Below are 11,771 nucleotides of genomic sequence, written 5' to 3'. Positions count from 1 at the left end.
TGTTTTGAATCAAGTAAAAGTTTTAGTAGTCGACGATGATGCAAATATTCGGGAGTTAATCTCTATATTTTTAAGTGGGGAAGGTTATACGGTTATTGAGGCTGAAAATGGTCAGGAAGCATTAATGCTACTTGAAGAAAATAGTATTCAAATAGCAGTTGTTGACGTGATGATGCCGGAAATAGATGGATATGAACTGACAAAAGAGATTAAAAAATATTATGATATTCCGATCTTAATGGTCACAGCAAAAGGAGAATCTCAGGATAAATTAAAAGGCTTTGATCTTGGGGTAGATGATTACGTTGTGAAGCCATTTGATCCTTTGGAAATAGTGGCCCGTGTAAAAGCTCTTTTGAGAAGATTTCAATTCCTTTCTGATAAAAATATTTTTGTAGGTAATTTAACGATTAATCAAATTAAATATGAAATTTCGGCGAATGAACAATCAATTACACTTCCACTAAAGGAATTTGAATTATTGTTCAAGCTGGCTAGTCAAGCTGGGAGAATTTTTACAAGAAATGATTTGATTGAACAAATATGGGGACTGGATTACGAAGGAGATGAGCGCACAGTTGATGTGCACATAAAAAGAGTACGAGAACGATTAAGAGAGCTGAAGGCTACAGTTGAAATCGTTACAATCAGAGGGTTAGGTTATAAATTAGAGGAAAATCAAGCATGAAAAGCATTTATACAAGATTAGTTTTAATTTTTATTTCTATTATTTTGTTGAGTTTAGTCATTACTTTTTTTATAGCATCAAAATACTTTATTAAACATGTTGAAACAGAGGTACAAAGTGACTTAGTAGATGTCGGAGAAAACTTTATTACCACTTACTCTAAGCCGAATAATCAAAATGGAGTAGATGCGACTTTACAGATTCTTAGTAAAAATTTTTATATTACTCTGTATAATGAGTCGGGTAAAATCGTTTTGAAAAATACGGCGCCAAAAAAGAAGAATCTTAAAAAAGAAAAAGTTTTAAAAGTGCTAAACCAAAAAAATGTTCAGAAAGAAAGTAATCATTATCTCATAGCTCTACCATTTGAAAAAGATGGACATAAATATGCTTTATTTATTCAGCCAAATATTGATCGAGGATTCTTTAAAATGCGTAGGGTTTTATTTTTTAGTTTACTTACAACTTTAATAATTGGCTCAATCACATTTTTATTTGTTGCTAAGTTATTAGTAAAGCCTGTAAAAGAGCTAATTCAAGCTACGAAAGAATTGGCGAAAGGTAATTATGACGTTCAAGTAAAAATTAAGCGGAAAGATGAAATTGGTTTACTTGCTTCCAACTTTAATTTGATGACGAATAAATTAAATAATTTAGAAGAAATGAGAAGTGAATTTGTTTCTAATGTTTCTCATGAAATTCAATCACCCTTAACATCCATCAAAGGATTTGCAAAGGTATTAAGGAACAAGCAATTAACTGATGAAAAAAGGGAGCACTATTTAACGATAATAGAGACTGAAAGTGAGCGTCTTTCTATAATGAGTGAAAGATTATTGAAGTTAGCTTCCTTAGACTCTGAGCAGCATCCATTCCAGCCTACGACATATAAATTAGATGAACAAGTTCGAAAAATTATATTGGCATTAGAGCCGCATTGGGAAAGTAAAAAACTTCAATTAGTTTTAAACTTACCACAAACTGAAATAGTAGCTGACCGTTTACTACTTGAACAAGTATGGATTAATTTATTACAAAACGCGATTAAATTCTCGAGTATTGCTGGTTATATTAAAGTAGATATTTTGGAATTAGATCAAATAATTAAAGTCATCATTAGTGATAGTGGATTAGGAATTAGTAAGGAAGATAGAGAGCGTATTTTTGAACGCTTTTATCAAGCAGACCGTTCTAGAAATAAAAAAGGAACTGGGCTTGGCCTTTCGATTGTACAAAAAATTGTTGAAATGCATCGTGGGAAAATTGAAGTTGAAAGTGATCTCGGAAAGGGCACAAGCTTTACGATTATCTTGCCTAATAACTTGGAAACTTAAAAAGTTCAATGTATGTTCTTAATTGTTCATATTCTGTTCATATAGATTTGATAAACTAATCAAGTATTTAAATTGTAACCAATGGAAGGGAGAAATAGATACATTATGTTTGCAGGCTTAACGAAATTAAGTTTGAAGAACACTATATCAGTCATTATACTAAGTGTTCTTGTTTTAATAGGGGGAATTTATTCAGCCCAAAAAATACAAATTGAAACATTTCCAGATGTTTCATTCCCGGCTGTTGCAGTTCAGGTAGTATATCCTGGTGCATCATCGGAGGATATCGAAACAGAGGTCACTAAACCAATAGAATCTGGTTTAATGAAGCTTGAAAACTATGATCAACTAACAAGTACTTCAAGTGAAAATATGGCTTCAATCTTTTTAATTTATCCTTTTGGAACGGATATGGATAAAATTGAAAAAGACGTTGATAATGTAATCAATAAAACAAAATTACCTGAAAAAGCAGAAGCGACTGTTCAACGAATTGCGATGGATTCAGCCCCAATTTATATGGTAGCAATTGCAAATAATGGACAAGTAAAAGATTTACAACAATCGATTGAAAAGGATTTACTTCCTCAAATTAAAAAAATCAATGGGGTAAGTGACGCAAGTCTTCAAGGAACAAAAGAAGAAGAAATTCAAATCGTTGTAGATAATAAAAAAGCTGAAGAAAAAGGTATTTCTTTAGATACAATTAAAACTGCAATTCAAGGCCTAGATTACGCAGTACCATTAGGATCTGTTGAGAATAATGGGAAAACAGTTTCTGTTCGAATGAAAGGTACTTTAAACTCAGTCGATCAAATCAAAAAAACAGTTTTATCTAGCGCAGCTGCACAAATGGGAAGCATGACTCAAGGTGCACAACTAGGTAGTGGGGCAGGACAAGCTCAAACAGTTGCACCAAAAAATGTTACTGTTGCTGATGTTGCGGACGTTAAAGTAGTATCGGTTCAAGATCAAATTTCTAGATATAACGGTAAAGAAAGTTATATCTTATCGGTTTCTCAAACACAAGATTCAAATACAGCAGATGTAGCAACAGCTGTTAAAAAAGAAATTAAATCATTTAAAAAGGATAACAATGTAGAAACTCATGTCATTATGGATAACGGGAAAGAAATTGAAAAATCCGTTAGTTCTTTAATTAATGAAGGTCTACTTGGTGCTTTATTTACAGTAGTAGTAATTCTGTTATTCTTAAGAAATATTAGAGCAACATTAATTTCGATTTTATCTTTACCGATTTCGATTTTTGCAACAATTTCAGTATTACACTCATTAGGTTATACATTGAACATAATGACTTTAGGTGGTCTAGTTGTTGCAATTGGACGTATTGTTGATGATAGTATCGTTGTCATTGAAAATATTTACAGATGGAAACAACAAAAAGCTAATCAATATAATAAAAAAGAGATGGCATTATATGCAACAAAAGAAGTAATCGGTGCCATTGCATCCTCTACATTTGCGACAGTAGTAGTATTTTTACCGTTAGCATTTGTAAGTGGTATTATTGGAGAATTCTTTAGACCATTTGCAATTTCTGTAGTAGTTTCAATTTTAACTTCATTAATCGTTGCGATTATCTTAATCCCAACTTTAGGAGCAAAATTCTTATCAAAACCATTAAAAGAGCATAGTAATGATACTCGTTTTATGAGAAATTACGAAAAATTATTACGCTCTGCATTAAAACGTAAATGGATTGTTATTTTATCATCAATCGTTTTATTAGCAGGTTCATTATCAATGATTCCTTTATTAGGTTTCTCTTTCTTACCTGGTAGTATAAATAAAACACTTCAAGTTACAGCTACTCTTCCATCAAATAGTACAGTAGAGCAATCTAATTTAGTTGCAAAAGAATTAGAAAAATACTTTGCAGCTTCAGAGGAAATTGACAGTGTACAAGCTACAGTTGGTGGTAAACGTGATCTAATGATGAATATGGATGGTGGCAAAAATAAAGCAATCTTCCAAATCAATCTAAAAGATGGAAAGAACATGAATAAAGAGCTTTCAAAAATCAATAAAGAAGTTCCTTCTATTGTTGATGCGAAAGTAAAAGGGACAACAATCACAGCAAAAGAACTTTCTCAAAATGGTCCACCAACAGGAAACAATATTGATGTAAATTTATATTCTGCTAACTTTAAAGATTTAAAAGATGCAGCATCAAAAATTGAGAAAGAATTAAATAATGATGATCGATTAAAAAATGTTTCTAATAATTTAAAAGATGTACAACCTAAATTAGAAATTACATTAAACGATAAAGCACGTGAAGAAAATATTACAATGTTCCAAGTAATGGGAGCAATTAATGAAAAAATTAACGACGTTGAAATTGGTGACTACGATTTAAACGGTGAAACAAATAAACTTACTGTTGGTTATAAAGATAAAGCTAGTTCAAAAGAAGATATTGAAAAAATTAAACTTATGACTGCAACAGGTCCAAAAGAAATAAAAGACTATGTAACAATTTCTCAAAAGGATGCACCAGTATCAATTAACCATGATGATGGAAAAATGTTTGCATCAGTAAGTGCAGAAATAAAAGGTAAAGACACTGCAGCAATTACAAAAGATGTAACAAATCACTTAAACAAAATGGATTTACCAAGCAGCGTCGATATGAAAATTGGCGGCGGTTTAGATATGATTACAGATGGATTCAGCAGTTTAGGAATAGCAATGGTAGTCGCTGTTGGATTAGTATTCTTAATCATGAGCATGACATTTGGTGGATTAAGAACTCCATTTGTAATATTAACATCATTAATCTTCGTACCGATAGGTGCTTTCTTAGCATTATTTATTGGAAAGCAAACACTATCAATGAGCGCGATGATTGGACTATTAATGTTGATTGGTATAGTTGTAACAAACGCAGTTGTACTATTAGACCGTGTTGAACACAACCGTAAAAAAGGACTAGATGTAACTGACTCATTAATTGAGGCTTCAAAAACAAGATTACGACCAATCCTTATGACAGCATTAGCAACAATCCTAGCATTAGTTCCAATGGCCCTTTCAAATTCAACATCTGGTTTAATTTCGAAAGGATTAGCAGTAACTGTAATTGGTGGTTTAACAACTTCAACATTCTTAACATTAATCGTCATTCCAGTTATTTATCAATTAGTAAGTAAAAAGAAAAAAATTGAAGAATAAGCTAATGAAAAGTGTCTCACTGAAATGGTGAGACACTTTTTTTAGGAGTTGAAAAATAAAACAGTCAATAGTGGATAGGTATTTTAAGTGAATATTATTATTGCCATTGCATCCCCAGCAACAGTCGTATAAGCATGTTTTTCAATGATATATTAATATTTTTAAATGGTAATATTTTGAGAAATAGTATAGTTTCAACAAACTTTAATAATTCTTAATTTCATTTTTAAAAGTTGCCTCTGTTAAAGCATATTGTTGATTTTCTTATACATCTAATGGCAGATTAAGTAAATAAGAAAAGGATGATCGACTGCTTCGGCGGTCTTTCTTTGGAAAAATTGTAGGTAATTCAATAAGAAACAAGAAAAGGAAAAAATTACTAATTCCAGAATATAAATTATAGAAGTCGCTCTCTTCTTTAATTGGTTCTTTAAAAAACACTAACTATATAACAATTACAAGACGGTGTTGTATTGAAAAAGTAATAAAGCAATATGTAAAATTAAAAGAAAGTATGAGCACAGGACAAATTAATGGAATAGGGGGCATTCAAAATAAAAAAAACTTCAGCTACCATAGGGATATTATCTGGTGTATCGAGTATAATTTTGTGGGTTGTTTTCTCTTTTTTTAATCCTGCAAATATAAATGAATTCGATATCGATTCAATCACATATACATTCGTAATGTTATTTCTTCCTGCTTGTTTATTGATTTATTCTTCATTAACTTCTAAAAAAAGGTTAATGTTATTTGCTTTTATTTGGTCGATTCCTTTTAGTTTTTATTTTGCTTTGACACCTGGAATTTTTGCTATATTTGGAATTACCAGCATTTTTTATTATGCTAGTTATATTTTTATCGGATTAGAAAAGAAAAAAACTATTGAAGATTAATTAACATACAAACTGTGTTTTTAAATTATTTATACTCCAAGTAAAGGATATTAAAATAGAATTTTTATGATAGACTTATTTTATTTGAATAAGTTGATTGGAACGGAAGGTTGATCGACTCCTATGGGAGATGCGGGAAGGCTGAGACCCCGCAGGAACGAGGAGGCTCACGTCTCGCCCCTTGGAAAGCGAGCAACCTGTAGTGGAAATTAATATCACAGGGCTTTCTTTACGAAAATTTAACTATTAAATTGACATTTAATAAAAGAAGAGCTTAGGCATCACAGCTACCTAAGCTCTTCTTCTAATTAGACTCATATACAAATTGTAATTCCTTATTTTCATTTATAATTACATTTAAATCATAATCTTTAAAATACCATAAATCAGTTTCATTTATAAAATAAACCACATTTTCAATTGTAATTGATTCTCCGATGTTGACTGGATCTTCTTTAGTTACACCTAATGAATAACCTTTATGTATTGTACTATTTCCACCATATCTTGCGAAAAAACGAATCGAATCACCGTCTTTAACATCCATCTCATCTTTAAACCATTTTATTGCATCGTCAGAAATTGTAATCTTCATTGTATCCGACCTTTCTATATCATATAAAAGTATTATAGTATGAATGTGAAAAACTATACAGAAAAGTGACATTAGGGAAAGCTATTAATTTAAAATTGTTCAAACAATAGCAAAACCCACAAGGGGATTTTTTACACCTTATGGGTTTATGGCTAATCTATTTTATTTTTTGAAGAATGATAAAATGTTGTTTTTAAATAAAACAAATAGTGAAATGACGACAAAAGCATAATAGACAATTTGTTCAACTAGTGATGAAGCATCTACAAATGAGAAAATTCCTTCAGTAAATACTTTACCTCCAAAGAAAATTAATAGAATACCTAGTAAAGTAAAAATGACTTTAATATTTAAATTAATTGTAGTTTTGATAAATAAATATGCGATTAGGATTGCTGTGAGAATACCTAGTAGAATTGCAATCATTCCAACAAACTCGATTGTTTGAGCATTTGATAAAACAAACAAAACTAACTCTAAGCCCTCACGTATTACAAAGACACTCGCCATTAAAAATAATGAAAAATTATTATCTTTAATTTTAACTTCTGATTTCAGCTTATCTGAAATATTAATGCTACTTTGACCACTTAACCAGTAGACAAAGTAAAAAATTAATAACGCTGCAATTAGTTGGATTATGCCTTCGATAGTATGTTCAAGATTTGCATTTAGATCGCCGAATGTTGAAAATAAGAAAAATCCGGCAAAAATACTAACGATTACTCCGAAAATTGTACCGTAAATAACGGACTTGATTAAATGATTCTTTTTACTCTGAATTAATGTAATGAGTAAAAAGCCGATTACTAAGGATACCTCAAGACCTTCTCGTAAAGCTATTAAGAAATTAGCATTCACTTTACTATCATCCTCCCTTATATGATTAAATCTACTAACTAGATTATTCATTCAAAGTAGAATTGGACACTATTTTAATAAAATATAGACATAATAAATTTTGTGGTAAAATTAATATAAAATGACCCAAAAATGTAGATTTAGAAGGGGAAAGCATGGAATCTTTTACGAGCAGAGCAATTGAAATAATTAAAAATATACCACTAGGTAAAGTAATGACATACGGTCAAGTTGCAAAACTAGCAGGAAGTCCAAGAGGAGCTAGACAAATTGTAAGAATCTTACATTCAATGAGCCAAAAATATCACTTACCTTGGCATAGAGTTCTAAATGCTAAAGGAGAGATCGGAATCCAAGACGAAGCAGGATTTTTAAAGCAAAAGCAATTACTTCAAAAAGAAGGGATTAAATTTACTAGCGAGAGAACGATTAACTTGAAGGAATATCAAGTAAGTCTTGTTCTTGAGAAAGAAGATGTGGATTTAATTTAGTATTTTTAATTAAAATAGACTTTTATTATGTTAGTGGCAGAATAACAATAAAGTGATTAAACTAAGATTTAAAACGTGTGGTTACCCAAAAATTCATTAAGTAGTGAATTTTGGGTATTTTTTTTACAAAATGACAATAATTAAAACATTGTTACGCATAATATTGTTGTAAAATCTTATAGATAGATTGTCAAAAGTGTTTTAATTGCATACTTTACAATAAAACATTGTTTTGTTATACTCGTGTCAGGAGGAATGTCAAATGAGTGAAGAATTAATTTCAAAAAAAGATTTACTACAACTGACAGGCATATCGTACGGACAGCTTTATAGATGGAAAAGGAAAAACATCATACCTGAAGAGTGGTTTATGAAAAAATCAAGCTTTACTGGACAGGAAACGTTTTTTCCAAAGCAGAAAATTTTAGATCGGATTGAAAAAATAAAAGAGTTGAAGGATGACCAATCATTAGATGATATTGCTAGAGTGTTTTCGATCAGTGAAGAAACCGTTTCTGATCGTGGGCATGATCCTTTATCTTTGGAGCAGGTCCCTAAGCAAGTCCTACAAATATATCAATCACTTTTTCCGAATACTGAATTAGAGAATTTAGGTACGGTTCAACTTTGTTCTTTACTTTTTGTGAACGACTGGCTTTCGAAAGGGAGTGTAACAATAGATGAGATAAACCAATTTTTAAGATTGGTGGAAACACATAAACATCAAATTAATTTAGACGAAGCATTTGTCATTTATATACGAAAATTTGGTATAGGCACATGGATTATTGGGAATCAACATGGAACATTTGTTGATCAAAAGGACTCAATCTTGATCAATGTTGCTCTCTCAAGCTATTTAAATAAATCCGTTAAATAAATATAAGGAGGAGACAATATGGTGAACGTGCAATCTAGACAAGATGCAATCATTAATGGTTCAGGAACAATTGGTGCTGGAAGTTATGATAGCGTAAAAATTAGTGGCAGTGGACGAATACTTGGCGATATTTTTTGTCATGAAGTAAAAGTAAGTGGCTCTGCTAAATTTAATGGCAAAGTAGAAGCGGAATATTTTAACTGTAGCGGAAGTGCTAAATGTTTAAGTGATGTTATAGCGAAAAAAATGACTGTAAGTGGCTCAGCTTCTATTGATGGAAGCATTTCTGGTGGAGATGTGAATGTAAGTGGAAGTTTTAAAACAAAAGGCGACTTAAATGTTCAGAGCATTAATGTGTCTGGTTCAATGAAAACGACAGGTTTAGTAAAGGCAGAAGTAATTACTGTAAAAGGATCGCTTTCAACGGAAAAAGGGTCTGAATGTGAAGTATTTACGGCTAAGGGTCATTTATCTATGAACGGTTTATTAAATGCTGAAAATGTAAAAATTACACATGGTGGATTTGCTTATCATAGTGGATTTAGTTATATACCGGAAATTGGCGGAGAAACAATTGAAATTAGTCGATTTGATGACAGTAACATATTTTCACGAATCTTTACGAAAGTTTTTAACAACCGTACTAACTTCAGAGCTGATGTGATTGAAGGAAGTGCTGTAAAAATTGATTATACAACGGCAAGCGTAGTACGAGGCGATGCTGTAACGATCGGACCAAAATGCAAAATCGATCTAGTGGAATATACAGAAGATGTTCAAATTCATCCTACAGCAAAGGTAAAGGATGTAAAGAAATTAGAGCAATAAATAATTAGCGACTAAAGGAAAATCCTAGTCGCTTTTTTTATTTTGATTAGTGAAAACGGTTTAATAAAATGAACGCGAGAATAATAGGCCTTTAGTAAATTTTTAATAGTAAATACTTAAAAAGAGTAAGTAAACTCGAAATTTCGGTTATTGAACTAAAATTAGTTGAGTGTTAAGATAATAATGTGCAAACGGTTGCAATGAATTAGTATTTATTATCAAAAGCTATTATATATAGCTAATATTGAAAACGCTTTAGTGCATTTGGAGGAGAGAGATTATGACAATTCAAAGTTGGTGGAAGGAAGCGGTTGCTTACCAAATTTATCCACGTAGCTTTATGGATTCAAATGGTGACGGAATTGGGGACTTAAAAGGTGTAATTTCAAAATTAGATTATTTAAAAGAATTAGGGATAGATGTAATTTGGATTTGTCCATTTTATAAATCACCAAATGATGATAACGGTTATGATATCTCAGATTATCAAGACATTATGGATGAGTTTGGTACAATGGCTGATTTTGATGAGCTATTAGAAGCTGTACATGAAAGAGGAATGAAATTAATTTTAGATTTAGTAGTTAACCATACAAGTGATGAGCATCCGTGGTTTTTAGAATCTAAAAAGTCAAAAGATAATCCTTATAGAGACTACTATATTTGGAGAGAAGGAAATAAATCTGGTCAAGAGCCAAATAACTGGGAAAGTATTTTCGGTGGATCTGCATGGGAGTTTGACAAAGAAACAGATGAATATTTCTTACATTTATTCTCAAAAAAGCAGCCTGATTTAAATTGGGAAAACAAAGAAGTAAGACAAAAAATCTATGACATGATTAATTGGTGGTTAGATAAAGGAATAGACGGTTTCCGTGTAGACGCAATTAGTCATATTAAGAAAAGACCAGGTTTCCCTGATATGCCAAATCCTAAAAAGGAAAAATATGTAGCAAGTTTTGATATGCATATGAATCAAAAGGGGATTCACAAGTATTTAGATGAATTAAAACGTGAAACCTTTGATAAATACGACATAATGACTGTTGGAGAAGCAAATGGTGTAACAACGAAAGATGCACATTTATGGGTTGGCGAAAAAGAAGGAAAGTTCAATATGATTTTCCAATTTGAGAGTTTAGACCTTTGGAAGAAAACCGATGAGTCTGAAACTTCGATCGCCGACTTAAAAGAAGTACTTACGAAGTGGCAAACTGGTATAGAAGGATACGGATGGAATGCATTATTTATTGAAAACCATGATATACCTAGAGCAGTAAGTACATTAGGAAATGATGATGATGCTTATTGGAAAATTTCAGCTAAAGCCATTGGTGTGATGTACTTCTTTATGCAAGGCACTCCGTTCATTTACCAAGGACAAGAAATTGGAATGAAAAATGTTCATTACACATCAATCAATGACTATAACGATGTAAGTGCGAAAAATATGTATAATTCAATGATTGAAGATGGTTCAACTGAACAAGAGGTACTAGACATTTTATGGAAAACAGGTCGCGATAATTCACGTACTCCAATGCAATGGAATAGCGCAGAAAACGCTGGATTTACAACAGGTAAACCATGGCTTAAAACGAATGAAAACTACAGTGAGATAAACGTAGAGATTCAGGAAAAAGACGCAGACTCAATTTTATCATTTTATAAAAAGATGATTACTTTACGTAAGGAAAACAAGACTTTAGTTTATGCGCCTTACAAATACCTAGATGTAAAAAATGAGCCTATTTATGCATACACTCGTAATGGTGAAAATGAAACATTCTTAGTAATCTCTAACTTATCTTCAGAGAAGCAAAAATTTGTCTTACCGAAAGAGCTTACAAAAAAGAACGCACAACTGTGCTTAACTAACATTTCTTCAACAGATCACGCATTAGTTGAAGCAATGGAATTTAAACCATTTGAAGCAAGAGTATACCGATTAGTATAATTTTAGCTCTGAACATAAATAGAGAAGAATAAAAAAACTGTCA

Annotated in this window: 9 protein-coding genes; 7 read left to right on the top strand and 2 right to left on the bottom strand. The window is 31.4% G+C overall.

Annotated features, from left to right (window positions below; all coding sequences use genetic code 11):
* Nucleotides 1–4 precede the first annotated feature (4 nt).
* The 3 genes from COC46_RS02200 (at nucleotide 5) to COC46_RS02190 (ending at nucleotide 5,220) form a co-directional block, all read left to right on the top strand.
* Nucleotides 5–688 carry a response regulator transcription factor gene (locus tag COC46_RS02200; protein WP_098808144.1) on the top strand — a complete coding sequence of 228 codons (684 nt, stop codon included), beginning with the start codon at nucleotides 5–7 and terminating at the stop codon, nucleotides 686–688.
* Complete coding sequence (locus COC46_RS02195; protein ID WP_098808143.1) at nucleotides 685–2,022, top strand: sensor histidine kinase; 1,338 nt, start codon at nucleotides 685–687, stop codon at nucleotides 2,020–2,022. Before COC46_RS02200 ends, COC46_RS02195 begins: the two co-directional genes overlap by 4 nt.
* 105 nt (nucleotides 2,023–2,127) lie before the next feature.
* Nucleotides 2,128–5,220, top strand: a complete 3,093-nt coding sequence (locus tag COC46_RS02190; protein WP_176545031.1) for an efflux RND transporter permease subunit — start codon at nucleotides 2,128–2,130, stop codon at nucleotides 5,218–5,220.
* Between the two features lie 1,200 nt (nucleotides 5,221–6,420).
* Here COC46_RS02190 and COC46_RS02180 read toward each other — a convergent pair.
* Nucleotides 6,421–6,711: a HesB/YadR/YfhF family protein gene (locus COC46_RS02180; protein WP_098808140.1), complete on the bottom strand. Its 291-nt coding sequence runs from the start codon at nucleotides 6,709–6,711 to the stop codon at nucleotides 6,421–6,423.
* Between the two features lie 162 nt (nucleotides 6,712–6,873).
* Nucleotides 6,874–7,572, bottom strand: coding sequence for an FTR1 family protein (locus tag COC46_RS02175; protein ID WP_176545030.1), 699 nt, complete (start codon nucleotides 7,570–7,572; stop codon nucleotides 6,874–6,876).
* 155 nt (nucleotides 7,573–7,727) lie between these two features.
* On the opposite strand from COC46_RS02175, the gene COC46_RS02170 reads away from it, so the two are divergent.
* The 4 genes from COC46_RS02170 to COC46_RS02155 all read left to right on the top strand — a co-directional run bounded on the left by COC46_RS02170 (nucleotide 7,728) and on the right by COC46_RS02155 (nucleotide 11,728).
* Complete coding sequence (locus COC46_RS02170) at nucleotides 7,728–8,063, top strand: MGMT family protein (protein WP_098808138.1); 336 nt, start codon at nucleotides 7,728–7,730, stop codon at nucleotides 8,061–8,063.
* Nucleotides 8,064–8,325: 262 nt separating this feature from the next.
* Nucleotides 8,326–8,943 (top strand): DUF4004 family protein, encoded by a 618-nt coding sequence (locus COC46_RS02165; RefSeq protein ID WP_098808137.1) that lies wholly within the window; start codon nucleotides 8,326–8,328, stop codon nucleotides 8,941–8,943.
* A gap of 18 nt (nucleotides 8,944–8,961) precedes the next feature.
* A complete protein-coding gene (locus tag COC46_RS02160) occupies nucleotides 8,962–9,771 on the top strand; it encodes a polymer-forming cytoskeletal protein (RefSeq protein ID WP_098808136.1) in 810 nt (269 codons plus the stop codon).
* 280 nt (nucleotides 9,772–10,051) lie between these two features.
* The gene (locus COC46_RS02155; protein WP_098808135.1) at nucleotides 10,052–11,728 is read left to right on the top strand and encodes a glycoside hydrolase family 13 protein; all 1,677 of its coding nucleotides are present in this window, start codon (nucleotides 10,052–10,054) and stop codon (nucleotides 11,726–11,728) included.
* The last annotated feature ends 43 nt before the right edge of the window (nucleotides 11,729–11,771 follow it).

This window comes from Bacillus sp. AFS041924 (assembly GCF_002577195.1).
Taxonomy (GTDB): domain Bacteria; phylum Bacillota; class Bacilli; order Bacillales; family Bacillaceae_G; genus Gottfriedia.
This window is presented reverse-complemented; position numbering and strand designations above follow the sequence as displayed.

What these genes read in the sequence shown, in the direction of transcription:
- COC46_RS02195 (WP_098808143.1), top strand. Translation starts at nt 685, where the DNA reads ATGAAAAGCATTTATACAAGATTAGTTTTAATTTTTATTTCTATTATT.
- COC46_RS02190 (WP_176545031.1), top strand. Translation starts at nt 2,128, where the DNA reads ATGTTTGCAGGCTTAACGAAATTAAGTTTGAAGAACACTATATCAGTC.
- COC46_RS02180 (WP_098808140.1), bottom strand. Translation starts at nt 6,711, where the DNA reads ATGAAGATTACAATTTCTGACGATGCAATAAAATGGTTTAAAGATGAG.
- COC46_RS02170 (WP_098808138.1), top strand. Translation starts at nt 7,728, where the DNA reads ATGGAATCTTTTACGAGCAGAGCAATTGAAATAATTAAAAATATACCA.
- COC46_RS02165 (WP_098808137.1), top strand. Translation starts at nt 8,326, where the DNA reads ATGAGTGAAGAATTAATTTCAAAAAAAGATTTACTACAACTGACAGGC.
- COC46_RS02160 (WP_098808136.1), top strand. Translation starts at nt 8,962, where the DNA reads ATGGTGAACGTGCAATCTAGACAAGATGCAATCATTAATGGTTCAGGA.
- COC46_RS02155 (WP_098808135.1), top strand. Translation starts at nt 10,052, where the DNA reads ATGACAATTCAAAGTTGGTGGAAGGAAGCGGTTGCTTACCAAATTTAT.